The sequence below is a fragment of the Actinocrinis sp. genome (assembly GCF_035650855.1).
Lineage (GTDB): Bacteria > Actinomycetota > Actinomycetes > Streptomycetales > Catenulisporaceae > Actinocrinis.
Genome location: NZ_DASRGV010000277.1, coordinates 1 through 24,295, shown reverse-complemented (window position 1 = coordinate 24,295; position 24,295 = coordinate 1). Strand labels below are relative to the sequence as shown.

Annotated in this window: 22 protein-coding genes; 13 read left to right on the top strand and 9 right to left on the bottom strand. The window is 70.9% G+C overall.

Annotation, left to right across the window (positions count from 1 at the left end; all coding sequences use genetic code 11):
• Positions 1-567, bottom strand: a 567-nt coding sequence (locus tag VFB40_RS20050) for an MFS transporter (RefSeq protein WP_324852912.1), incomplete at its 3' end; no start/stop codon positions are given.
• Between the two features lie 157 nt (positions 568-724).
• Here VFB40_RS20050 and VFB40_RS20045 point away from each other — a divergent pair.
• Positions 725-1,594 carry a helix-turn-helix transcriptional regulator gene (locus tag VFB40_RS20045; RefSeq protein WP_324852910.1) on the top strand — a complete coding sequence of 290 codons (870 nt, stop codon included), beginning with the start codon at positions 725-727 and terminating at the stop codon, positions 1,592-1,594.
• Between the two features lie 28 nt (positions 1,595-1,622).
• On the opposite strand, the gene VFB40_RS20040 is transcribed toward VFB40_RS20045, so the two are convergent.
• On the bottom strand, positions 1,623-2,288 hold the full coding sequence (locus VFB40_RS20040) for a TetR/AcrR family transcriptional regulator (protein ID WP_324852908.1): 666 nt from the start codon (positions 2,286-2,288) through the stop codon (positions 1,623-1,625).
• Between the two features lie 96 nt (positions 2,289-2,384).
• On the opposite strand from VFB40_RS20040, the gene VFB40_RS20035 reads away from it, so the two are divergent.
• The gene (locus VFB40_RS20035) at positions 2,385-3,278 is read left to right on the top strand and encodes an SDR family NAD(P)-dependent oxidoreductase (protein WP_324852906.1); all 894 of its coding nucleotides are present in this window, start codon (positions 2,385-2,387) and stop codon (positions 3,276-3,278) included.
• A gap of 122 nt (positions 3,279-3,400) precedes the next feature.
• On the opposite strand, the gene VFB40_RS20030 is transcribed toward VFB40_RS20035, so the two are convergent.
• A complete protein-coding gene (locus VFB40_RS20030; protein WP_324852904.1) occupies positions 3,401-4,120 on the bottom strand; it encodes a YbhB/YbcL family Raf kinase inhibitor-like protein in 720 nt (239 codons plus the stop codon).
• Positions 4,121-4,288: 168 nt separating this feature from the next.
• Between VFB40_RS20030 and VFB40_RS20025 the strand changes: the two genes are divergently transcribed.
• The 3 genes from VFB40_RS20025 to VFB40_RS20015 all read left to right on the top strand — a co-directional run bounded on the left by VFB40_RS20025 (position 4,289) and on the right by VFB40_RS20015 (position 7,012).
• Positions 4,289-5,269, top strand: a complete 981-nt coding sequence (locus VFB40_RS20025) for a GlxA family transcriptional regulator (RefSeq protein ID WP_324852902.1) — start codon at positions 4,289-4,291, stop codon at positions 5,267-5,269.
• 133 nt (positions 5,270-5,402) lie between these two features.
• A complete protein-coding gene (locus tag VFB40_RS20020) occupies positions 5,403-6,065 on the top strand; it encodes a DJ-1/PfpI family protein (protein ID WP_349261561.1) in 663 nt (220 codons plus the stop codon).
• A gap of 164 nt (positions 6,066-6,229) precedes the next feature.
• Positions 6,230-7,012, top strand: a complete 783-nt coding sequence (locus tag VFB40_RS20015) for a VOC family protein (protein WP_324852898.1) — start codon at positions 6,230-6,232, stop codon at positions 7,010-7,012.
• 335 nt (positions 7,013-7,347) lie between these two features.
• On the opposite strand, the gene VFB40_RS20010 is transcribed toward VFB40_RS20015, so the two are convergent.
• Complete coding sequence (locus VFB40_RS20010; protein WP_324852896.1) at positions 7,348-8,472, bottom strand: glycosyltransferase family 4 protein; 1,125 nt, start codon at positions 8,470-8,472, stop codon at positions 7,348-7,350.
• Between the two features lie 279 nt (positions 8,473-8,751).
• Here VFB40_RS20010 and VFB40_RS20005 point away from each other — a divergent pair, with 279 nt between their 5' ends.
• The 7 genes from VFB40_RS20005 to VFB40_RS19975 all read left to right on the top strand — a co-directional run bounded on the left by VFB40_RS20005 (position 8,752) and on the right by VFB40_RS19975 (position 16,071).
• Positions 8,752-9,768 carry a hypothetical protein gene (locus VFB40_RS20005; protein ID WP_324852894.1) on the top strand — a complete coding sequence of 339 codons (1,017 nt, stop codon included), beginning with the start codon at positions 8,752-8,754 and terminating at the stop codon, positions 9,766-9,768.
• A gap of 186 nt (positions 9,769-9,954) precedes the next feature.
• Positions 9,955-10,977 (top strand): DUF4129 domain-containing protein, encoded by a 1,023-nt coding sequence (locus VFB40_RS20000; protein WP_324852892.1) that lies wholly within the window; start codon positions 9,955-9,957, stop codon positions 10,975-10,977.
• A 53-nt stretch (positions 10,978-11,030) separates the two neighbouring features.
• Positions 11,031-11,546: a hypothetical protein gene (locus VFB40_RS19995; RefSeq protein WP_324852890.1), complete on the top strand. Its 516-nt coding sequence runs from the start codon at positions 11,031-11,033 to the stop codon at positions 11,544-11,546.
• Between the two features lie 44 nt (positions 11,547-11,590).
• The gene (locus tag VFB40_RS19990) at positions 11,591-12,757 is read left to right on the top strand and encodes an AAA family ATPase (protein ID WP_324852888.1); all 1,167 of its coding nucleotides are present in this window, start codon (positions 11,591-11,593) and stop codon (positions 12,755-12,757) included.
• A 131-nt stretch (positions 12,758-12,888) separates the two neighbouring features.
• Positions 12,889-14,226 (top strand): DUF58 domain-containing protein, encoded by a 1,338-nt coding sequence (locus VFB40_RS19985; RefSeq protein WP_324852886.1) that lies wholly within the window; start codon positions 12,889-12,891, stop codon positions 14,224-14,226.
• Positions 14,223-14,939 (top strand): hypothetical protein, encoded by a 717-nt coding sequence (locus VFB40_RS19980; protein WP_324852884.1) that lies wholly within the window; start codon positions 14,223-14,225, stop codon positions 14,937-14,939. Before VFB40_RS19985 ends, VFB40_RS19980 begins: the two co-directional genes overlap by 4 nt.
• Positions 14,940-15,030: 91 nt before the next feature.
• Complete coding sequence (locus tag VFB40_RS19975) at positions 15,031-16,071, top strand: arylamine N-acetyltransferase family protein (RefSeq protein WP_324852882.1); 1,041 nt, start codon at positions 15,031-15,033, stop codon at positions 16,069-16,071.
• A 118-nt stretch (positions 16,072-16,189) separates the two neighbouring features.
• Here the strand turns inward: VFB40_RS19975 and VFB40_RS19970 are convergent, their stop codons facing one another.
• The 3 genes from VFB40_RS19970 to VFB40_RS19960 form a co-directional block, all read right to left on the bottom strand.
• Entirely contained in the window at positions 16,190-19,765 is a 3,576-nt protein-coding gene (locus tag VFB40_RS19970) for a helix-turn-helix transcriptional regulator (protein ID WP_324852880.1), read from the bottom strand.
• 302 nt (positions 19,766-20,067) lie between these two features.
• Complete coding sequence (locus VFB40_RS19965) at positions 20,068-20,250, bottom strand: hypothetical protein (RefSeq protein WP_324852878.1); 183 nt, start codon at positions 20,248-20,250, stop codon at positions 20,068-20,070.
• A gap of 297 nt (positions 20,251-20,547) precedes the next feature.
• A complete protein-coding gene (locus VFB40_RS19960) occupies positions 20,548-21,897 on the bottom strand; it encodes an MFS transporter (protein ID WP_324852876.1) in 1,350 nt (449 codons plus the stop codon).
• A gap of 138 nt (positions 21,898-22,035) precedes the next feature.
• Between VFB40_RS19960 and VFB40_RS19955 the strand changes: the two genes are divergently transcribed.
• Complete coding sequence (locus VFB40_RS19955; protein WP_324852874.1) at positions 22,036-22,809, top strand: ArsR/SmtB family transcription factor; 774 nt, start codon at positions 22,036-22,038, stop codon at positions 22,807-22,809.
• On the opposite strand, the gene VFB40_RS19950 is transcribed toward VFB40_RS19955, so the two are convergent.
• Both VFB40_RS19950 and rpe read right to left on the bottom strand, forming a co-directional pair.
• Complete coding sequence (locus VFB40_RS19950; protein ID WP_414642116.1) at positions 22,745-23,524, bottom strand: SDR family NAD(P)-dependent oxidoreductase; 780 nt, start codon at positions 23,522-23,524, stop codon at positions 22,745-22,747. The two genes, VFB40_RS19955 and VFB40_RS19950, sit on opposite strands and share 65 nt — an antisense overlap.
• Before the next feature lie 48 nt (positions 23,525-23,572).
• Complete coding sequence (gene rpe / locus VFB40_RS19945; protein WP_349261562.1) at positions 23,573-24,268, bottom strand: ribulose-phosphate 3-epimerase; 696 nt, start codon at positions 24,266-24,268, stop codon at positions 23,573-23,575.
• Between the last annotated feature and the right edge of the window lie 27 nt (positions 24,269-24,295).

The following is a 24,295-nucleotide window of genomic DNA, read 5'->3' as shown; positions in this document are numbered from 1 at the left end:
GAGCGTGATGAGGCCGACCGGAACGTTGATGAAGAAGATCAGCCGCCAACTGGCCAGGCTCAGTGCGCCTCCGGCGACCGGCCCGGCCGCGGCGGCCACCGCGCCGCCGAGGCTCCACAGTGCCAGCGCGCGGCCGCGCGCTACCCGGTCGGCGTAGGCCTCGCGGATCAGCGTCAGGGACGAGGGCATCATCAGCGCCGCGCCGACGCCTTGAATCAGGCGCGCGATCACGAGCGCGGCGAGGCTCGGCGCCAGCCCGCAGGCGGTAGACGAGAGCACGAACACGCCGACACCGATGCCGAACGCGCGCCGGGCCCCGATTCGGTCGGTGAGCGACCCGGCCGACAGCAGCACGGCGGCGAAGATCAGCACGTAGCCGTCCACGACCCACTGCAATCCGCTCATCCCGGCGCGCACGTCGCGGCTGATCGCGGGCAGCGCGACGTTCACGACCGAGGTGTCGAGGGTGACGACGAAGAAGCCGAGCAGCGCCGCGGTGAGCGCGGCGGCCGGAGCGGGGACTTCTCGTCCTCGGCGCGGGCGGGCGGTGATCACGACTTTCTCCATGCGGACGCGGGTGTGATCCTGTGTCAGGAGTCTGCTTCGATGGCCGCTCTGGGTCCGCGGTCCATGCAACCGGTCTTTCCGGTCGCGCGGGAGCCACTGTCGAAAGGGGTACCGCCAGTACACCCCAAGACCGCGCGCTCGGCTTTAGCCTCGGGATATGGACACCCGCGAGGAGATCCGCCAGTTCCTCACCACCCGCCGCGCCAAGATCACTCCGCAGCAGGCCGGGCTGACCGCCTTCGGCGGCAACCGCAGGGTCACCGGGCTGCGGCGGCACGAGGTGGCGATGCTCGCCGGGGTGAGCGTCGAGTACTACACCAAGCTGGAGCGCGGCAACCTCGCCGGCGCGTCCGAGCAGGTGCTCGAGGCCGTCGCCCGCGCGCTCCAGCTCGACGAGGCGGAGCGGGCACACCTGCTCGACCTGGCCAAGACCGCCAACGCGGGCGGCAAGCCGCCGCGCCGGCGCCGCGCCCAGCACGTGCGTCCCGGCGTGCTGCGGCTGCTGGAGACCATGACCGACGCCCCGGCGTTCGTGCGCAACGGCCGCCTGGACCTGCTCGCGGTCAACCCCCTCGCCCGCGCCCTGTACTCCCCGGCTCTGGAGAACCCCGCCAACCGGGACAACCTCGCCCGCTTCTGCTTCCTGGACCCGGCCGCCACCACGTTCTACCCGCAGTGGGAGGACTCGGCCAGCACCACGGTCAACCTGCTGCGCACCGAGGCCGGCCGCGACCCGTACAACCCGGACCTGACCGAACTGGTCGGCGAGCTGTCCACCCGCAGCCAGGAGTTCCGCGCCCGCTGGGCCAAGCACGACGTGCGCCTGCACCACACCGGCACCAAGCGCTTCCATCACCCGGCGATCGGCGAGCTGGACCTCGCCTTCGAGGCCATGCCGCTGCCCGCCGACCCCGGCCTCACGCTCACCGCGTACCACGCGGAACCCGGCAGCCCGGCCGACGACGCCCTGCACGTGCTCGCATCCTGGAGCGCCCCGGCCCGGCAGGTCCCTGACACGACCCGCTGAGGCGGTCAGCGCAACGGAAAGAAGCGTTTTAGGACCGTGCCAGGGTGCCCGCGATCAGGGTGGCGACGGCATGCTCAAGGGTGGTGCGTAGATCCATGCGCAGAACGGCGACGGCGGGGTCTGCCTCGTAGGCGGCGAGCGCGCTGGCGGAGGGGCGGCAGTAGACCGACAGCGTCCCGGCCAGTATTAGGGTCATGATGGCGACGAACCGGGCGCCGTCGCCCAGTTCCGGCAAGTACCGGTGGATGACGGCGGCCGCGGCCGCGATGTCGGTGACGGCCGATCGCTTGTACTGCACGGCGACCTCGACGGACACGTTGTGCTCCAGCACGCCGGTCTGCGCGTTGATCAGATCGCACAGGACGGTCTGGCGCGCGAGGGAGGCGCTGAGCACCGCGGCCACCTGGTCGCCACGCTCCCGCGCCGAGAGCCGGGGGTCGACGCCCGCGGCCAGTTCGTCCGGGACCTGCTCCAGCCATCGCTCCATGGCCCGCTCGAGCAGTTCGAACAGCACCGCCTCGCGGGACTCGAAGTAGCGCAGCACGTTCGACTTGGCCAGCCCGACCCGCCGGCTCAGCTCGTTGAGGGTCACCTCGGCCACCGGCATCTGCTCGAGCATCTCCGCCGCGGCGTCCAGGATCGCCTGGCGCCGGATCTCGCGCTGCTCCTCGCTGCGTGCCCGCTGGAACGTCATGCGGCCCAGTTTACAAACCGCCGGTCTCTTGACAACAGACCGAAGGTCTCTTAGCGTCGGAGCCATAACAGACCGACAGTCTTTAAGGAGCGGGCCATGACCTGGACCGAGCACGACATCCCTGACCAGAAGGGCCGGGTGGCGGTCGTGACCGGCGCGAACACCGGCCTCGGCTTCGAGACCGCACGCGCCTTGGCGCAGCACGGGGCGACGGTGGTACTGGCCGTGCGGGACACGGAAAAGGGCAGGCAGGCGGCCGCCCGGATGACCGGCGAGGTGACCGTGCAGGAGCTCGACCTGACCTCGCTGGCATCGATTCACGCGGCGGCGGCCGCAGTGCGCGAGGCCCACCCGAGGATCGACCTGCTGATCAACAACGCCGGCGTGATGTACACGCCGAAGCAGACCACGAAGGACGGGTTCGAGCTGCAGTTCGGCACCAACCACCTCGGCCACTTCGCGTTCACCGGGCTGGTGCTCGATCTGCTGCTGCCGGTGCCGGGCTCGCGGGTGGTGACGGTCAGCAGCGTCGCCCACCGCATCCGGGCCGCGATTCACTTCGACGACCTGCAGTGGGAGAAGTCCTACAGCCGAGTCGCGGCCTACGGGCAGTCGAAGCTGGCGAACCTCATGTTCACCTACGAACTACAGCGCCGACTCGCGTCGCACGGCACCACGATCGCGCTGGCCGCACACCCGGGCGTGGCCGACACCGAGCTCGTGCGCAACTCCCCCGCCGCGATGCGGTTGATCAGCCCGCTGATCGCGCCGCTGATAAGCCAGAAGCCGGACATGGGCGCACTGCCGACCCTGCGGGCGGCCACCGACCCCGCCGCCGCCGGCGGCCAGTTCTACGGCCCGGACGGGATGGGCGGATTCCGAGGGCACCCGCAGGTGGTCGCGTCCAGCCCGGCGTCGCAGGACGTGACTGTTCAGCAGCGACTGTGGACCGTCTCTGAGGAGCTCACCGGCGTGAAGTTTCCCGTCTAGAGCCAGATCCGGAGGGCCGCGGCGCCCTGTCCCTGTCCCTACCGCGACAGAGGCAGGGACAGGGACAGAAGCAGGAGCAGGAGCAGGAGCAGGAGCAGGAGCAGGAGCAGCGAACGCGCTGGTTACCGCAGCGGCAGCCGGAACGTGCCGATGATCACCGTGGAGCCGACCACGTACGGGTTGATCGCGGCGAGCACCTGCTCGTAGGTCAGCGAGTCGCCGGAGAGCGTCGGGGTCGAGAGCGCGTAGAGCGTGAAGATGTAGTGGTGGGTCTGGCCGTCGGCCGGCGGGCAGGGACCGCCCCAGCCGACCACCGGGATGCCGTTGACGTCCCAGCTGGTCGAGCCCTGGGTGTACTGCAGGACCCCGTGGCCTTCCAGCTCGTGCGCGGTGGCCGGGATGTTGTAGACCACCCAGTGGTGCCAGCCTCCTGACAGCGGCGCGTCCATGTCGTTGACCAGCATCGCAAAGCTCTGCGTGCCGGCGGGAACGTTGCGCCAGTCCAGTTCCGGGGCCAGGTTCTTGCCGAAGCAGCCGGCCTCGGCGGCGTAGGTTCCGCCGAACTCGGTCCACACCGGCAGCGGACCGCCGTCCCGGAAGTCCGGGCTGGTAATGGTGAACGGGGTCAGCGCCGCGGTGTCGGTAGAAGAAGTCGCGGTGTCGGTAGAAGAAGTCGCGGCCGTCCGCAGCGCGGATTCGGCGAGCACCGGGTGTTTGGCGGACGCGGTATGTTCGGCGGCCGCGGCGGCGGAGCCGGCGCCCGCGCCGAACAGCACGGCCAGGGCGGCGGCCGGCACCAGTGTTCGGTGGGACCAGTGCCGCGGCGCGGTGAATATGCGCATGGGAACCTCCGGATGGCTTGAGAGCGACGAGACCGGGCCCATCTCACTGCGTACCCTGATTCAAGTCAAGACGTGACCGCCGTCATGCGCGCGGGATTGTGCGGTGCGGCGGGTGGCGGTCCGCAAAGGCTCCGGCGGCGCGGCCCGGGCACGCCCTATCCTCCCGTCATGAGCCGTCCCCCGGTCGCGAGCCGCACGATCGTCTTCCTGGTGTTCCCGGACTTCCAGATCCTCGACCTGACCGGACCGCTCGAAGTGTTCTCGCAGGCGGAGCGGATGCGTCCGGGCTCGTATTCGCTGCGGCCCGTGGCGCTGGCGCCCGGACCGGTGACCGCCAGCTGCGGGCTGCCGGTGCTCGCCGAGGCCGCGGAGGAGGTCATCACGGGCTCGGGCAGCGCGGACACGCTCGTGGTCGCCGGAGGCCGTGGAGCGCGCGTGGCGGCTCGGGACGACCGGCACGTCGCATGGGTCGGGCAGGCCGCCGAGAAGGTGCGGCGTACCACTTCCGTCTGCACCGGCGCGTTCCTGCTCGCCCAAGCGGGTTTGCTGGACGGGCGGCGGGCCACGACGCACTGGCAGGCCTGCACCGAGCTGGCCGAGCGGTTTCCCGCCGTGACGGTGGACCCGGAGCCGATCTTCGTGCACGACGGCCCGATCTGGACTTCCGCCGGGGTCACCGCGGGCATCGATCTCGCCCTGGGCCTGGTGGAGGCGGATCACGGCGGCACGCTGGCCCGCGCGATCGCCCGGCAGCTGGTGGTGTTCGTGCAGCGGCCGGGCGGGCAGACCCAGTTCTCGGCCCAGCTCGCGGCGCAGCGCCCCTCCCGCGAGCCGCTGCGGCGGCTGCAGTCGTTCATCGCCGAGCATCCGGACGCCGACCTGTCGGTGCCCGCGCTGGCCTCGCGCGTCGGCATGAGCGAACGGCACTTCGCGCGGGTGTTTCGCGCGGAGACCGGCAGCAGTCCGGCCGCTCATGTGGAGGCGGTGCGGGTGGAGGCGGCGCGGCGGCTGCTGGAGACGACGGCGGACGGGCTCGACCGGATCGCGCGGGCGTCGGGGTTCGGCACGATCGCGACGATGCATCGCGCTTTTCGGCGAACCGTCCGGGTCACCCCGGGCGAGTACCGCGCGCGCTTCCGCTCGTCCTGACTGAAACAGAAGCCTGATAGACGTCGGGGTCGGCGTCGCCGGTGGCGGCGCAGTCGATGGCGGAATTCGTCATAAGCATGTCCTTGCCGCCATGCCGCGCGATCGACCAGGCTGGACGCAGGAGGTGGGACGCATGCCCTCAAGTCCACTAAGAGTGATCATTCCGATATTCCCCGAGTTCACCGCGCTCGACGCGATCGGCCCGTACGAGGTCCTGCGGATGCTGCCCGACACGGAAGTCACCTTCGTCGCCAAGGCCGGCGGGGTGGTGCGCACGGAAAGCGGCGTGGTCGGCCTGCACGCCGACGCGTCCCTCGACGAGGTCGGCTCGGCGGACATCCTGGTCGTGCCAGGCGGCTGGGGAACCCGGGCGCTGACCCGCGACGAGGAGATGCTCGGCTGGGTGCGGGCCATCCACGAGACGACGCAGTGGACGACCTCGGTGTGCACCGGTTCGCTCGTGCTCGCCGCCGCCGGACTGCTCGACGGGCTGGACGCTACGACGCACTGGAGCGCCGTCGAGACGCTGGAGAAGCTGGGCGCGCGGTACACGGCCGAACGGGTCGTACGGCAAGGCAAGATCGTTACGGCGGCCGGCGTCTCCTCAGGCATCGACATGGCCCTGACACTCGTCGGGCTGATCGCGGGCGACGATGTGGCCAAGGCGATCCAGCTCGCGATCGAGTACGACCCGCAGCCGCCGTTCGACGCCGGCTCTCCTGCGAAGGCCGGAGAGGAGATCATCGCCCTGAACGCGACGCTGCGTGACCGCAGGACGGTCGCCGCCCCGCGCTGAGCCGTGACGCAACGGATGCCGGTGTCGGCAGGCAGTGGCACAGTGGGCCGAAGACAGCGTTTCCGAAGACAGCGCTTTCTGAAGACAGCGCTTCGCTGAGTGGAGACCGGCTTACTGGGTTACTGGCTGAAGACAGGGTTCCCGAGCAAAGGAGGTCGGCAGGTATGGCCGACGCCCAACGTCCCTACCCGCAAGGCACGCCGTGCTGGCTCGACATGTACGCGGACGACCAGCACGCCGCGCTCAGCTTCTACCGTGAGCTGTTCGGCTGGACCGGTGAGCCGGACCCGCGCAACGAGGGCTATGCCGTGCTCTCGCTCGACGGCAAGGCGGTGGCCGGGATCGGTCCGCGGATGCCCAACATGCCGACCAGGGCGGTCACCTGGAACACCTATTTCGCCGTGGACGACATCGAGGCGACCGCCGAGCGGATCGACAAGCTCGGCGGCACGCTGTACTTCGGCCCGGCAGACGTGCCCGGCGTGGGCAGGCAGCTGCTGGCCGCAGACCCGGCCACCGCGCCGTTCGGGCTGTGGCAGGCCGATCCCTTCCCCGGCTTCGAGGCCAGGATGCAGCCGGGCACGCCGGTCTGGTTCGAGCTGGAGACGCCGCAGGGTCCGCACAGCGCCGACTTCTACGGGGCGCTGCTCGGCCTCGAGGTGCCGAAGACGCCGATGGAGCCGGATTCCTACTGGGTGCTGACCGTGCACGGCGAGCAGGTCGCCGGGATCTGGCAGGCCGGGCACACGGCGGTCTCCCCGCAGCGGGCCGCGCGCTGGGTCCCGTATTTCCTGGTCACGGAGACGGACGCGGCCGCGCACCAGGCGATCGCCGCGGGCGCGCGGCTGGTGACCGAGCCGAAGGATTCGCCATACGGGCGGTTCTGCACGCTGTGTGACCCGCAGGGCGCCGAGTTCTCGGTCATCACCGCCCCGGCGAGTGCCTGAATGCTTAACGCCGTTCCGAGCCGCTGCGGGGTCGGGCAGCGGCTCGGAACGGCATCGCGATGACGCCCCACGCGAGAAGGGCGCCACCGTTCAGGGGATCGCCGGCCCACACCCAAACACCGGCGATCGGAACATGGATCACGTCCACGGCAGGCGACCGGTCCCCAATGTCCGGTCGAGGCATCCATTACCCTGCCGGTCGCCAACGCGAAACGACAGGTTTTGAACCTGGCGGGAACCTGCCGTGGCGTAACCGCGCCAACCCGGCGCCCGGCCGCCAACCGCGTCCACTCATACGCAGATGTCTATGTCCAGCTATTGCCTGGCTCTACCGGTCAACCCACTGCCCCAACCAGCTGCCGGTGACGCGCCAACGCGGCGTCGTAGTGACCGAACAATTGATCGCAGACCGAAGCCCAGGACCGGGAGAGGACCGTCTCCCGCGCGTTCGCGCCGTACTGGGCGCGCAGCGCGGGATTCGTGACGAGCTGGGCGACGCGGCGCCTGAGGTCGTCGGTGTCATCGGGTTCGTACAACAGCCCGGTGTGGCCCGGGCGCACCAGATCCAGCGGTCCGCCGACAGCCGGCGCCACAACAGGCACCCCTGAAGCCATCGCCTCCTGCACGCATTGGCCGAAGGTGTCGTCGGCGCCCGTATGTACGAACACGTCGAGCGACGCGTACGCTGCGGAAAGCGCCTGTCCGCTGAGGAATCCGGGCAGCGCGGCGCTCGGTATCAGGGCCCGCAGGCTGGGCGCCGCGGGTCCGTCGCCGACCGCGACGATGCGCACCTTCGGCAGGTCCGCGAGATGCGCCAGCAGGTGCACCCGCTTGTCCCCGGCGAGCCGGCCGACGTAGCCGACCAGGATCTCGCGGTCGCCGAGCAGCCATTCGCGCAGCGTCTCGTCGCGGTGCGCCGGGTTGAACCGGGCCGCGTCCACGCCGCGGGCCCACAGCGCGAGCCGGGGCACGCCTTGCGCCTGCAGTTGTTCGAGGCTCGCCCGCGACGGCGCCAGGGTGACGTCGGCCTGCCGGTGGATGTGCCGGATCCAGCTCCAGATCACCGCGTCGGTGCCGCGGAAGCCGTACTGCCGCGCGAAGCCGGCCACGTCCGTCTGGAAGACCGCGACGCAGGGCGCGCCGATCCGGCGCGCGGCCCGGGCGCCGGCGGCGCCCAGCGCGATCGGGGAGGCCAGGTGCACCACGTCGGGCCGGAAGTCGCGCAGGACCTTCTCGACGCGCCGGGTCGGCAGCCCGAGCTTGAACTCCCGGTATCCGGGCAGTCCGACGCCGGGAACGGCCACCACGGGGAAGCCCGCGTAGGCCGCCGGACCGGGGCGGGGCGCGACGACCAGCGCCTCGTGACCGTGCGCGGCGAGGTGCTCGAGGATCCGGATCACCGTGTTGGTGACCCCGTTCACCTGCGGCAGGAAGGATTCGGTTACTACTGCGACCCGCATACCAGGCAGGGTGCTCGGCCGGGATTGCGGCTCGGTGACCGCAGCACTGTCGATGGACGAACAGTGCCCGCAGTATCGGTGCACGGCGCGGCCCGGCCGGCGTGTCCGGAAGGTTAAGAACAGCTGGGAACCGGCTCGACGGGGCGTCAGCCGGGGCGCCCGGGGGAATGACGAATACAGTGATCACGGTTTGCACCTGAGACGGAGGTCGGCGGCCGGATCACGGGTTGGCTGATTCGGCGATCGGCACAGGGCCGCGGCGCGCGAGAGGGGCGGAGCGTGACGGAGGAGACGACCCTTTCCCCCGCGATGCAGCCCCGGCCGGCGCCGCCACTGCCGGTGCGACACAAGGTCACCGTGTTCGGCGAGCTGACCCGGGTGCTCCGGACCCGCCCGGACTGGCTCTACGGCATGCTGGCCAGCTGGCTGCTCGGCTTCGGCACCTTCGCGTTCCTGGTGGTGTGCACCAAGCCCAACCTGGCCAATCCGATGAACCCGGTGGTCGTGCCGGTGATCCTGACCGCGGTCGCGGACGGCTCGCTGACCAACCAGCTGGCCGCGGAGCCGCGCTGGGCCGCGGACCTGCTGCGCTCCGGGGCCGATCCGGGCCGGATCCTGCTGGCGCGCAATCTGCTGCTCGCGGTGTGGGAGCTGACGTTCGTCGCGCTCGTGGTGGCGCTGACGGTGTGGGTCGGGCACAGCTCGGCCTGGGTGCGTCCCGCGCTCCCGCAGCTCGCGGTGCTGCCGATCGCCTCGATCGCGATCGGCAACCTCGCCTCGGTGCTGGTGCCCAGTCCGTTCATGCGGATGAGCAAGCGATTCCAGGCGAAGGGCACATGGGCGCGCTGGACGATATACATCGCGATCCCGTGGGGGCTCAGCTCCGTCGCGCTGGCGATGTGGGCGCTGCCGGTGTACCTGGAGCGGCGCTGGGAGCCGCGCGTCGTCACGCACGTGCTGGATCTGCAGCACTACGCGCCGACCGTGCAGCGGGTCACGCACACCTACTTCATCATCTGGCTGGTCATCATCCCGCTGTGGCATCTGACGGCCTGGCTGATGTCGCTGCGGCTCGCGCAGACGCTGGCCCGCATGCGCAGGCAGGGGCTGATCCGGCTGATGGAGCGGCACCTGGAGCTGACGCAGCGGCTGCCCGATCTCTCGCTGCGCGCGGCCGCACGGCAGCTGCCGAGCCGGATCCGGGAGATCCCGAAGGACCTGCGCGGGGAGCTCGCACTGCTCAGCTCGGGGCTGCTGGAGGCGACCGCCACCGCCGCCCGCCTCTGGGTGCCTTGAGCGGCGCGCCCGCGCATTGGCCCTTCCCCGCGCAGCGATACCTTCTTCGCTCCCAAGATCCGGACTTTCACGTTCTCTGCTGCGATAAATGCGTCAATCCACGCAAAATCGTCGCTGTGCTGACATGAGCCGCACCGGTATGCCAGGCTGGCGTCCGAACAGCGGCGGCATGGAGAGACCGGACGGGTGACTCAAAGCGGGAGCGACGATCGGCGGCGCAGCCTCCGGTCCGGTGGGCTGCTCGCGGCAGCGGTGGCTTTAGGGCTGGCCATTGCCGCGGTCGCGATCCGGGCAGCCGCGGGTGCGGCGCTGCGCAACGCGGGGCTGGCGACCGGGGCCGACGTCAGCCTCGCTCTGCTCTTCGCCGTCGCCGCGCTGGTCGCCGCCGCGAAGTACCGCGGCCATGTGCGCACCACCGAGGTGCCCACGACGGCGCTGGACCGGCTGCGGCAGGCCACTGTCGCGGTGCTGTTCGTCAGCGTCGTACTCGTGCCGGGCGCGTTGATCGTGCTGCATCGACCGGATTCCGGCCAGGCCGAGTACCCCGACCAGGTCGTGCCGACCGACGCCCTGGGCTCCTACCAACTGGTCCCGACGCCGCAGCAGACCGCGCATCACAAGGCGCACAGCTTCTCGTTCGACCTGACCACTTTCCTGTGGGTTCTGCTGGCCGCGCTCGGCGCCGCGCTGATCGCCGTGATCGTGCTGGTGGCGCTCCGGCTGCTGCGCAAGGTCCCGCAGCTCGGCCCGGTGGAGTCGGCGCCGCCGACCGCCGACTCCGGCGCCGAGGACGAAGCGCTGGCCGACGCGCTGATCGCCGGGCGCTCGGCGCTCGGCGGGGACGACGCGCGGGCCGCGATCATCGCCTGCTACGCCGCGATGGAGACCTCGCTGGCGCAGGCCGGGATCTCCCGCGAAAGCTCCGACAGCCCGTCAGACCTGCTGCACCGCGCGACCGCTCGCGATCTGGCGGCCCTCGGGACACAGGACGCCGAGGCGCTGACGGATCTGTTCCGTGAAGCCAGGTTCTCCTCACATCCGATGACCGCGCAGCATCTCGAGGCAGCACGACGTGCGCTGGACTCCGTCACGGGCGCGCTGGCCGAACGCATCCGGGCGCGCGAAGACGAGGCGCGGCGAGGGCGTAAGGCAGGCGAGCGGGACGAAGTGGCAGCGCAGGACGCGTCTGGTCAGGTGGTCGGCTCGTGACCGTTCTGCGTCAAGACTCCCGCTCCCCGCGCCTTGGTCCGGCCGCGCAGGCGTTGGCGTTGCTGGCCGGTTTGGCCGTCGTCGCCGAGATCGTGCTGGCGGTCGCGGGCGGGCCGGGTGCCGCCGCCGCGGGTGCTGCGGCGATCGTCATCATCGGATTGCTCATCGCCCGGTACGTCGCCGGGGCCGAAGCGATCGACGGTTCGTATCGCCGGGCGGTGCGGCTCGTCCACCAGCGCGAGCCGAGCCTGCAGGGCTGGGCGGCGGCCGTGGAGGCGGCACGGGAGTCGGCGGCGGGTTTCGAGCGGGTGCTGCGGCCGGAGCTCGAGCGGCTTTACGCGGTGCGGCTGGCCGATCGGCACGGGGTCTCGCTCTACCGCGAGCCGGAGCGCGCGGCGGCGATCGTGGGCGAGGATGTGTTCGCGTGGATCGACCCGCGCCGTCCGGGCTACACGGGTCCACTGCCGCCACGCCGTACGCTGGACCGGCGCGCACAGTCGGCCAACTATCCCCCACCGATTCCGGACGTGGTCCTTCGGGCGCTTGTCCACCGTCTCGAAACGCTGTGAATCCTCCCCACGGGGAGCAGGTGACCGATGAGGAGCGCTAAGTCTTGGAGAACGCAGTGAGTACTGCCGCGGCGGACACCGGCACCACGCCGGCCGACGCGGCGCCGACGAAGCGGGGCGAGGCGGTTATGCACGCAGCGGCAGGTGCAGGGCGCGGTACGACGACGGGGGCGGCGTCGGCCGCATCGAATTCGGCGGGAGCCGGAGCGGGAGCGGCGACTGGGGCGGCGGCCGCGTCCACAGCCGTCACCCTTACGCCGAAGCAGACCGGCGAGCGCGCGCACGCGGTGCTCGACGAGGTCGAGCGGGCCGTCGTCGGCAAGCGGCCGGCGTTGGAACTGGTGATGCTCGGCGTGCTGGCCGGCGGGCACGTGCTGATCGAGGACCTGCCCGGCCTCGGCAAGACGCTGCTGGCCCGGTCCTTCGCGACCGCGCTGGGCCTGGAGTTCACCCGAATACAGTTCACCCCGGACCTGCTGCCCTCGGACGTGACCGGCGCGCCGTTCTACGACCAGCGTTCCGGCGAGATGGTGTTCCGGCCGGGGCCGGTGTTCACCAACCTGCTGCTGGCCGACGAGATCAACCGGACCCCGCCGAAGACGCAGGCCGCGCTGCTGGAGGCGATGGCCGAAGGCCAGGTCTCGGTGGACGGCGCGACCCGTCCGCTGCCTAAGCCGTTCGTGGTGATCGCCACGGACAACCCGATCGAGTACGAGGGCACGTACCAGCTGCCCGAGGCGCAGCTTGACCGGTTCCAGCTGCGGGTGCGCATGGGTTACCTGCCGGCGGTGGACGAGGCGGCGATGCTGCGCAGGCGGCTGGACCGGGCCGCGCCCGAGGCGGTGCTGACCGCGCTGACGAATCCGGCCGAGGTGCTGGCGATGCGGGCCAGCCTGGAGTCGGTCGAGGTGGACGACGACCTGCTCGGCTACATCATCGGCCTGGTCAACGCGACGCGGAAGCACGCTCAGATCCAGGTCGGCGCCTCCCCGCGCGGCGGCTTGGCGCTGGTGCAGCTGGCCAGGGGCCGGGCTGTGCTGGACGGGCGCGATTACGTGACGCCCGAGGACGTCAAGGCGGTGGCCGTCCCGGCGCTCGCGCATCGCGTCACGCTGCGGCCGGAGCTCTGGGTGCGCCGCATCAGCGCGGACGACGTGGTGCAGGGCATCGTCAACTCGGTCGCGACACCGCGCACGGTCCCGCAGCCGTGAGCGAAGAGGGCGGCGCGGCGCGTGACGCCCGGACGTCGCCGGGCCCTGCAGAGCGGCCGATGCAGCGCCAGAACGATCAAGCCGCATCGGGTCGGGCGGATCAGCCGGGTCGGGCACCGCAGGATCCGGCTGTGGCCGCGCCGGGCGGCGAGGCCGTACGCCGTGCGCTCGGCGGCCCGCAGTCCGTGGACGCTCCGGCGGAACCGCCTCAGGCCCCGACCGAGGCGTGGCGGCTGACTGAGCGAGCGCTGCGGTTGAGCAGCGTGGCGCTCGCCGCGGCCGCCGTCGCACTCATCAGCGGCCGCGCGTGGATGCTCGCGCTCGCAGCGGGACCGGCGGTGCTGCTCGCGCTGGGCGCCCCTCGCTCGACCCGGCCGACACGCGTCGGCGCGCGCGCAGTCGTGCCCGTGCGTCGCCTCTTCGAGGGCGAAGCGATCGCGGCGCGGGTCGATCTGGCCTTCGACGGGCTGGTCGGCTGGATCGATCCGGGCGTCGCTCCGGGACCGGGCGTGGAGCTGGCCGCGGTGGAGGTGTCCGGTCCGGTCGTCACCTTCTCGTTCGTCGCGCGCCGCTGGGGCCGCTGGACGCTCGGCGTGGCGGATATCGACTTACATGACGCGGGCGGCCTGGGACGACGCACGGTGCGCGCGCAGCTCGGCGACGTGGACATTTATCCGATGCCGGCCGACAGCACCCTGACGCCGATCCCGACCCGGCTGCCGAACCGGCTCGGTGAGCACACCGCGCGGCAGACCGGCGACGGCTTCGAGTTCGCCGGCGTGCGCCCGTACACGTGGGGCGACCGGCAGCGGCGGATCCACTGGCCGTCCACGACCCGGCGCGGCGAGATACAAATCACCCAGTTCGCGGCCGAGCGCGCGGCGGACACGGTGGTGCTGCTCGACGCGTTCGGCGATGTGCGCGACCCGGCGACCGGACGGTCGACGCTTGACGACTCGGTGCGCGCAGCAGCAGGCATCGCGCGTACTTATCTGCGCAGCCATGACCGGGTCGGAGTGGTCTCAGTCGGCGGTCGGCTGCGGTGGCTGCAGCCGGGGACCGGCGGCGGGTATCTGTACCGCATCGTGGAGACCGTGCTCGAGGTGCGCCGCGACCTCGGCTACCACACGCCGGACATCGATCACGTGCCTACCCCTGCGCTGCCTAACGGAGCGCTGGTCTACGCGATCACGCCGCTGGCCGACGACCGGATCCTGGATGTATTGCGGGACTTGGCGGAGCGGGGCAACCCGGTGGTGGTCGTGGAGATCCCGACCGGCGACCCGCGGGTCGAGCCGGGCGACGAGGCGGCGGAGTTCGCGCTGCGGCTGTGGCGGATGGACCGCGAGGCGCTGCGCTTCAGCCTGGTCGAGCGGGGCATTCCGGTGGTCGCCTGGGACGGCTCGGGCGAGCTGGACCTCGCGCTGGCCCCGCTGCTGCGCACCGGCGTGCGCGGGAGGGCCCGATGAGCGAACACGGCAGCGACACCGCCCACGAGCACGAGCACGCTCAAGCCGACAACGACGCCGCGCCCCTCCCCTCCTCAGCCGCCCTGCCGCCGAACATGCACGCCTTCCTCGCCCGAATGTTCCCCGGGCGTGTCAATACACTGCCGAATGACGCGGTCCTGCTGCTCGGCGTCGCATTGGCGCTGGCCGCGGTGGACCCCACGAAGCTGGGCAGCCGCGGACCCGTCGGCTGGCTGTTCGCGCTGGCGGCGCTCGTGGCGACGATCTGGGCCGCCCCGGTGGTATCCCGGCGGCCGGCCGCGCAGTCGGTCCGCCTCACCAGCCAGTTCGCCCGCCATCGCAACACCGTGTTCGCCGTGGGCTGCACGATCGTGGCCGGCTTCAGTGATCCGCCGGTCTGGCTGACGGTCATCGACGCGGCGCTGCTACTGGCGTACCTGCTCGCGGTCGACGCACTCGCGGCGGGCCCAGTGGGTGTCAGGCAACTGCGACGCGGCACGGCGCCCCTGTCCGCGCTCGCGGCAGTCGCGATCGTGCTGCTCGCCGCCCAAGCGCCGGTGAACTCGGGAGCAGTCTGGGGTCGCATCATCGCCGCGCTCGCGGTAGCAGCAGCGGCGACGGCCGCCGGAGCCGCGCTGTGGATCAGGCAGACCGCTGGGCAGTCGTCTCGCGCGGGGCGGGAAGAAGCCTCCACACTCCCCCGCCACCGCTAGCCCCGTCAGCAGTCCAGGCACGCCAAGCCCGTCCCAAAGCCCCAGTCAATCCCGCACCGCCATTGTCCGCCCCGACCTCTAGCGTGGCGCTATGACGATCCGACCCTCCTGGCTGGACCCCTACCTTTCGCGCCTGGGCATCGCCGACCCGGGCGAACCCTCGCCCGAGTCACTGGCGGCGCTGCATCGAGCGCACGTCGAGCGGATCGCCTACGAGAACATCGACATTCAGCTCGGACGTCCCCAAAGCATCGACCCCGCCGACTCAATTCGCCGCGTGCTGTCGGGCCGTGGTGGCTACTGCTTCAACCTCAACGGTGCGTTGTCCGCGCTGCTGTCCGCACTCGGTTATCGGGTAACGCGCCACCGCGGTGCGGTCCACAACGGCAACCTGGTCCCCGCGCCCGATCGATACGGCAACCACATGGCCGTGACCGTCGATCTGGACGGCGAGATATGGATGGTCGATGCCGGTCTAAGCAACGCGCACCATGAGCCGATGCGACTGGTCGAGGGCGAGCACCGACAGGGCCCATTCGTCTTCCGGCTCGAGCGCGCGGGCGCCTGGTCGCCCTACGTCCAGGCTGCACAGCTCGACGTCGCGCCGCTGAACGCGGATACCGACCTGTCCGGCACCTCGACGATCGATGGCGAAGCTGTTGGCGGCAACCCCGGCCCCGTCGAAATCTGGCGCTTCGTGCAGGACACGACGCTGTCCAGCGGCTCTTTCGCGGCTATGGACTTCACGCTCACCCCGGCGGAGTGGACGCAGTTCCTTCCGTATCACGCCGAACTGTCCACGTCGCCGGCGTCGCCTTTCGTCACGACCGCCCAGGTCTACCGACGCGATGCGCAGGGCACTGACTACATCATTGGCTGCGTCCTGCACCGCATCGAGGGCAGGGATGCGCCGGCCAAGCGCGAACTCACGTCGGTGACGGAGTGGTTCGAGGCGGCAACGGACTTGTTCGCCCTGGACCTCGCTGACGTGACCATCGAGGATCGCGAACGCCTCTGGCGCCGGATTCGCGCCGCGCACGAAGAGCGACTCGCCGAGCAGGCTGCGGCAGTAATCGAGTCCGCACCAGCACCAGCACCAGCACCAGCACCAGCACCAGCACCAGCGGGATGATGTCGGCGAACGTGTCGCCAGTGCGCTGACGCGGGCGCACGCGGCCTACTTCTCGACGATGGTGCAGCGTGCGCCGAAGCCGTCACCGGCACCGGCACCGGCACCGTAGAGCGGTGAATCAGGCCACGTTGTCGAAGACGCGCAGCCGGTGTGCAACTGCCGCCGCCTCGGTGCGCGAGGAGACGCCGAGCTTGGCCAGGATGTTCGACACATGCACGGATACCGTCTTGGTGCTGATGTACAGCCGTGCGCCAATCTGGCCATTCGACAAGCCGTCGGCGACGAGCCGCAACACGTCGAGCTCACGCCGCGTCAGACCGAGGTCGCCGACGTTCGGACCGCTTCTGGAGCCAGCACCCACGCCCGCACTCCGGCCGCTGCCCGAACCAGGGGTGTGGGCTGCAGCGCCGAAGTCCGCGTCGTCGGCGCCACCAGCAGGACTGGCACCACCGGCGGCGCCGAGGTGAGGTGCTGTTGGGGTGGCCGGGCGCGCTCCAGTGCGTGAGGCGATGCCTGCGCCTGGTCGCGCACCGGCATCCTCATAGAGCGGCGCTTCGCCAGCACCCGCGCCGAGTCCGGTACCGGTGCCAAGTCCGGCACTCGCGCCGAGTCCGGTATCGGTGCTGCCTCCAGTGCTCGTGTCATGTCCTGCACCGGGCACGGATCCAGCCTCGGCGGTCCCAGTGGTCCCGGCCGCCTCGGTGGCCGCGCTGCCAGCCAGGCTGACAGCGGCAGAACCCGCACCGGACCGACCTCGGGCGTCGGCGCTTGCGCTCACGCTCGTGTTCGCGTTCAAATTCGCGTTCGCGTTCGCACCCGTGTTCGTGTTCGTGTTCGCCCCAGGGTCCGGGCGGGAGCCGAAGCGCGATATCGCCTCGGCCGCGCGGCCGCCGGGGGCTCGCTCGGACGCGCGGTCGCCGGAGGCTCGCTCGGTGCCGCGGGACGCCGCGTTCGGGCGGCCGAAGGCGGTGGTGGACGGCCGCGCGGCGGGGTCGGGGACCGGGCGCAGCGCCAGGCGTGCGGCACGGACGAGGCTCTCGATCTGGCTCAGCAGGGGGCGCGCGCCGAGTGGCTCGATCAGCGCTCGGGCCTGCCTGGCGGCTTCGGCCGCGTCGGCGCGCTCGCCGCGGACCGCAGACGCCTCGGCCAGGCGGAACCGCAGGTAGGCGCGCAGGTGAACCGGAGCGACTGCCTCATCGGCGGCGGCGACCAATTCGAGCCAGTCCGCAGGGTCCTGACTTGTTTCCACCAGCTCGCGGCGGGCCTCGGCCGCGACAAGGCGCGCGAAGAGGTTCTGCAGCGGGGTGTGCACCGGCAGCTCCGCCGCGATGCGGGCGATGCGCGCCGTGACCGAGTCCGGATCCCGCCTGCCGGCGTCCACCGCTCGGTCTGCTTCGGCTCGGGCCACCAGGGCGAGCATCTCCCACAGGAAGCGCTCGTCGCCTTCGCGCACCCCGCCGTCCAGCACCGTGCCCAGCGCCATGCGCACCTGGTCTATTCGGCCGCGCGCCGCCGCCAGCCCGGCCACGGCCCGGTGCAGCGGAATCACGTACTGAGGCTCACCGGTCTTCGAACCGCCGCGACGCCGGGCCGTGTCGAGGTCGACCTGCGCCAGCTCGTACTCGCCGCGCAGTATGTGCAGGTCCGCACGCAGCCGCAGCAGGCCGAGGTCGTGTACGCCGGGCAGGTTCAGGTCGATCGCGTCGTCGATCAACCGTGCCGCCTCGTCCCACTCCCCCAGCGCGATGAGCGGCTCGGCCAGGTTGTTGCGCAGCATCCCGGACTGCACCGGATTGCACGGGATCATCGAGTCCAGCCCGCCCCGGGCGACCTGCGCGGCCTCCTCAAAGCGGCCGACCTCGTAGAGCTCGGAGGACAGGCAGATGTCGATGCGCGGCATCAGCGTGGGCGTCGGGCCGAGCCGGGCGGCCTCATCCCGGCAGGCGCGATGCAGTGCCAGGCCCTCCTCGATGCGCCCGCCGTTGCTCAGGATCATCGCGCGGATGGACTTAGCAGACAGTCCGTCGCACGGATCATCGGAGCGAGCGCACAGCTCGATTGCCTCGTCCACGGCGACGAGTGCCTCGGACAGCCGGCCGTGCATGCAGAGGGTGGAGGCGAGGCCGGTGAGCATGTAGCCGCGCTTGACCGCGTATTTCTCGTCGCGTAACAGCTCGATCGCCTGTAGCTGATCGTCTATGCCCGAGCCGCGGCCCAGCGTGCGCTGGTGCTTTCCGCGTTGGTCGAGCAGGTGCGCCGCGAGGGAGGGGCGGACTGTCTCGTCGATGGCGGCCAGTCCCGCGTCGGCGAAGGCCAAGCCCCGGTCGGCTGCTCCGGCCCGGCCGGCGGCCATTGAGGCGCGGTACATCAGGTAGATGTCGTCCGGCTTGGCGTCGGGGTCGTGCGGCACCTGGTCCCACAGTTCCAGCGCGCGCTCGAACATCGCGAGTTCGTCGGCGAAGGCGTATCGCGTCCTGGCCGCCTCCGCCGCGAACAGGGCGGCGGTCAGTGCCTTGTCCGGCACGTGGGCGCGGTACCAGTAGTGCGCGAGCTCTACGTCGAAACAGTCGGCCGAGACCAGCGTCGGCGTCTCGTCAAGCGCCTCGGCGAGCCGTAGATAGATCCGCGTGTGCTCTCCGGGCAGCAGTTCCCCGTGTACCACCTCCCGCATCAACGCGTGCCGGAAGCGGTAGGTGTCCCGTTCCCCGGCCACCAGGACGTTGGCGGTGAAGGCGGGTCGCAGTGCCTCGGTGAGTTCGTCTTCGCTGAGCCCCGCGACCGCGGCGATCAGTGCTGGATGCGCGGGCTGTACGGCGCTGGCCAGCAGGCGCAGCAGGCGTTGGGTCAGCTCCGGCAGCCGCTCTACGCGGGCCATCAGCAGGTCCCGCAGGCTCCAGGACAACTCCGGCGCGGCGCCTCCTGCCGCCGCGACCCCGCAGGCGACCTCCTCGGTGAAGAAGGCGTTGCCCTCGGCGCGGCAGAACACCTCCTCGACCACGCTCGGCTCCGGCTCGCGGCCGAGGATGCCGCGCAGCTGCAGCGCGGTCTGCGCCCGGTCGAAGCGCTCGAGTTCGAGCCGTTCCAAGCCGCGCACCCGGTCCAACCCGGCGAGGAACGGCCGCAGCGGATGGCCGCGGTGCAGTTCGTCGGCCCGGTAGGTGCCGATGGTCAGCACGCTTCCGCCGCGGGAGACCCGGGCCAGATACCCGAACAGCTCGCGGCTGGCCCGGTCGGCCCAGTGCAGGTCGTCCACCACCAGCACCAGCGGCCGTTCGGCGCAGGCTTTGAGCAGTGCCGCCTGTACTGCCTCGAACAGCCGGATGCGGGCGTACTCGTCCTCCTGCTGGCGGCGCGCCGGGGCCTCGCCCAGCTCCGGGAGTATGCGGGCCAGCTCCCGCCCCTCCCAGCTCTCGCGGTCGATCAACCCCCTGCTGTCGAGCGACCGCAATGCCGCGGCGAACGGGCCGAACGGCACGCCCTCCCCGTTTCCGAGCTCGATGCACGCGCCGACCGCGACAATGGCGTCGAGCCGCGCGGTGAACTCCTCCACCAGCCGGCTCTTGCCGATCCCCGCCTCGCCGCCGATCAGCACCGTCTGGGGCTCCCCGGCCGCGGTTCGCGCGAAGGCGGATCGCAGGCGGGCCAGCTCCTCCTGGCGACCTACGAAGATCGGACTGACGCTGCGGCTCGACACGTCATCGAGCATTTCACGTTCCCCGAGCGAACGCACAGGCCTTTCCACAGGGCCTGGCTCGGCGCCCGGCCCGGCCGAAATCGGACCCGCCACCGCCGCGGCCGCTGATCCGGCGGCTCGGCCCAGACCCCGCGTCGGCGTCCTGGATCCGCGGTTTGATCGGACCGCTTGAGCCGGGCGCGTTTCGCGGGTCGTCTGGAGATCGCCGGCCGGCTGCGCCGGACGCTGCGGCTGGGCAGCGCCGGCGCTCCGGCCCGCGATCGTGTCGGCAGTGGTGTCCATGGCCGTGGTTCCTTAGCCGGTCAGCCGAGGTCCTGCGGACAGGGCTGGGCGGCCCGCCGCTGGGCCGAGGCCGCCAGGCCCCGCGCGTGCCGCTGCTTGCGCTGCCGCTTCAGGCAGCCGACCAACCGGTCGTGTTCGGCCTCCGCGAGCAGTTGCTGGAAGTGGCTGTCCGCGATCTCCCGGCCGAAGCTGGCGCTCATCATGGCGTTCACCCCTCGTGAAGTGTTTCCGATCGTGAGGAGCGCCCGTCTGGTGCGGGTACTTCCTCCGACGTACTCAACTTTCCGCCCCAAGGTAGGCGCGGCGGATCGGTCGGATTCCCGAATTCGGGCTTCGCCTTGCGGCCTGCGCCTACCTTAGATAGCCCTGGGCTGGCCGTTTCGGGTACCTCAGACCCGCGTCGGCTACCTAAGTGGGCCACGGAATCCTGGTTTTGGCCGATCATCAGAGCGCGACGGCATCGGCTGTCCGCGCCCGCGTAGAAGAAGAGACTCAAGCCGCTATGCATCGGCGGCCGCCACGTTGAGAGGCGCCACTTCGAGAGCTGTCAGTTCGGGAGCCGTCAGTGCAGGAGGCGCTGCGTCGATCGGCGGCTCAGCGGCGGGCGGCGGCGTTTCCGGCCAGCGTGCGGCTCGTACGGCGCGGCTGCTCAGCGCTCCGAGCCCGGCCGCGGCGATCACCGCGCTGAACGCGAATACAGCGGTCGTGGTGCCCGCGTATTGCAGGAGCAAGCCTGCGGCGAGCGGCCCGAGCGACAGGCCGACGTTCAGGATCGTCATCGTGGAGCTGATGGTGCGGCCGCGGACGGCGTCGTCGACCTGACGGAATATCAGCACGTCGAGCAGCACGACGGCCGCCGGAACGCCCAGCATGGTCACGGCCAGAATCGAGCCGTACCACCAGGCGCCGAACGGGATGACGAGCGCCGTGTTCAGCGCCGCGACCCACAGCATCAGCGCGATCAGCAGCCAGCCGGGACGCAGCAGCCGGTGCAACGGCGTGACCAGGGCCGCGCCGAGCAGACCGCCGAGTGCAGCCAGCGCCAGCGCGCCGCCGACCGCGGACGACGATCCGCCGTGCTCCCGGACGAGCACGACGACGACCAACTCGATCGCCACGCCGCCGAGATTCACCAGCGACAGCGCGATCAGGCACACCCGGAGCATCGGATCGCGCATGAGGATCTTGATGCCGTCGAGCGGTCCGCCGGATGCCTTGCCGCGTCGATCCATCCTCGCCTCGGTGTCGCGCGGCACCGCGAGGGCGCAGATCGCCGAGATCAGATAGCTGACGGCGACGCCGAGGAACGGGAGCGTGCGGGAGACCGCGAACAACACTCCCGCGAGTGACGGACCGATGATCGACGCGGTGTGCGTGCGCACCTCCTCCGTCGCGAGCGCTTTGGTCAGCTGCTCCGGCGCGACCACGGCCCGCGTGGCGAGGGAACGGGCCGGTCCCGAGAGCGTCCTGGCGGCGCCGGTCACCGCCGCCACCGCGAAGACGTGCGGCATCGTGAGGCGGCCGGCGAACAGCGCGGCCATCAGGGTGGCGAAGGCGAGCGCCCGGACCGCCTCCGATGTGATCATCAGCGTTCGGCGGTCATAGCGGTCCAGGATCAGGCCCGCGGGCAGTCCGGCCGCGATGGACGCGGTCGCATCGATGAAGCCGTAGACGCCCGCCTGCGCCGCCGACCCGGTGATGCCGAGGATCAACAGCGGAGCCGCGACGGTGACGAAGCTCGATCCGAGGTAAGCCGTCGCTCCCCCGACCCACAACGCCTGGAATCTGCGGTTGCGGCTGAGCGGGACGGCGGTGACCGGCGGATTCGCCGGCGCTGCGCGTGTGGACATACTCATCCTCCCCGGTTCGCGAGAATGCGATCATTCACTCTGTCGCATCCATTCACGTTGGCGTGAACGATTGCAGGTGCGAGAGCATTGCGCAAGACTTAAGCGGTAGACGACGCGAGAATGTGAGGTCAGCGGCCGATGGCCACCGACGAGAGCGGTTCCAGGGGCGAGGAGAGGTCAGCCAATCCCGAGCAGGCGGCGGTTACCGCGCCGCCGCTCGGCTACGTCGAGGAACGAGCGGTCACCGACCTGGAGACCCTGCGGATACTGGCCGACCCGCTGCGGCTCGCCATCATCGGCGCGTTCCCGAGCGACGCCGCCCGCCGCCGACCGATGTCGGTCAAGGAGATCGCCGAGCGGATCGACGAGGGGCAGACCAAGCTCTATCGGCACGTGAAGAAACTCGAGGACGTCGGGCTGATCTACGTCGCGGAGACCAGAGTGGTCTCGGGCATCATCGAGAAGCGCTACCTGCCGGCCCAGAAGCGCCTGGTGTTCTCCGGAACGCTGCTCGGCCAGCAAGCCGAGCCGGAAGACTTCACGGACACCGTCGAGGCACTGATGGATGCCGTCCGCGACCGGTTGCGCACGGAGATCCGCGCGGGACGGGTGCAGCTCTCCCCGCCGCCGGAGGGCCCTGATCTGAGCCCGCAGATCGGCAGCATCCGCGTCAACATGACGCTTGAGCGCTACCTGAAACTGCAGGCCGCGGTACTCGACCTGATCGACAACATCGGTCCGAGCGACGAGGGCCCGGACACGTTAGTTGTGCAGTTGCACGCGGTGCTGTTCGCCAGCACCGAGCCTGCCGACCCGGAGCTGGAACAGGGCCGAACTCAAGCGCAGGTCAGTGCACCGAGAAGCCACCATCGACGAACAGCATCTGCCCCGTTACGTACGCTGAAGCGTTAGAGGCGAGGAAGAGCGCGACGCCCCGGAAGTCCTCGGGCAAGCCGTTGCGGCCGGCCATCGCCCGTGCGGCGAGTGCCTTGACCCGCTCGGGATCTGACGCCGCGACAGCCGTCAGCGGGGTAAGCACGAAGCCGGGGATGACGGTGTTAACGCACACGCCGCTGCGTGACCACGCTTCGGCCTGCGAGCGGGTCAGCCCGGCGAGTCCGGCCTTGGCCACTCCGTACACGCCGCTGTCGCCGAACGCCGAGACCGACTGCTGGGAGCCGATGTTGATGATCCGGCCCCAGCCGCGCTCGGCCATCCGCGGGCCGAAGCGCTGGCCGAGCTGGTACGGACCGGCGAGATTCGCCGCCAAGATCTCGTCGTAGTCCTCGAGGGTCTGCGTACCGAGCGGCGGTCGCGGGTTGACTCCGGCGCAGTTGACCAGGACGTCGATCTCGCCGACCAGCCGTACCGCCTCCTCGGCGGCTTCGGCCAGCCTGCCGCGGTCGGCAACATCGGCGGCGACCCAGTGCGCTTCCCCGCCCTGCTGCCGGATCCGCTCGGCTGCCGCCTTGAGTTCCGCCTCACGGCGCGCCAGCAGCACGGTGCGTGCGCCCGCGAGCGCGATCGCCTCGGCCATCGCGTAGCCGATGCCCGAGCTTCCGCCGGTGATCAGCGCGGCGCGGTCGCGCAGGGAGAACAGCTCTTCGAGCACTCGCATGCCGATGATCTTATTCAGCGTGGAGTGCGGAGGGAGCGGATTATTTCGGTGGCCTGCTTAGCTGCGGTGCGCGTCATTCCAGGGCGCGTTACCGGCAGCCCGCTCTGCCAGCGCCCTGAGCTCGCGCACTGCCTTATCGCGGTCGTCCGCTGCGTAAACCGCGGAGCCTGCGACGAATACGTCGGCACCGGCCTCGGCGCATCGCTCGATCGTCTCGGCCGAGACGCCGCCGTCCATCTGCAGCCAGATCTCGCCGCCGTGCCGTTCGATCGCCTGGCGGGCGCGGCGGACCTTCGGCAGCACGGATTCGAGGAACCGCTGTCCGCCGAAGCCCGGCTCGACCGACATGATCAGCACCATGTCGAGTTCCGGAAGCAGGTCCTCATAGGGCTCGATCGGGGTAGCCGGGCGCAGCGCCATCCCGGCCCGCGCCCCGGCGGCGCGCAGCGTGCGGGCCAGCCGGATCGGCGCGGCGGCCGCCTCGACGTGGAAGGTCACCGAGCCGGCCCCGGCCTCGGCGTAGGCGGGGGCCCAGCGGTCCGGGTCCTCGATCATCAGGTGGCAGTCCAGCGGCAGGTCCGACGCCTTGAGCAGCGCCTCGACCACCGGCAGCCCGAGGGTCAGGTTCGGCACGAAGTGGTTGTCCATCACGTCCACGTGCACCCAGTCGGCGGCCCGTGAGATCGAGGAGACCTCGTCGGCGAGCCGGGAGAAGTCGCTGTTGAGAATCGAGGGCGAGATCTGGACCGTCATGACGCCATTGTCGCCTACCGCGTCATC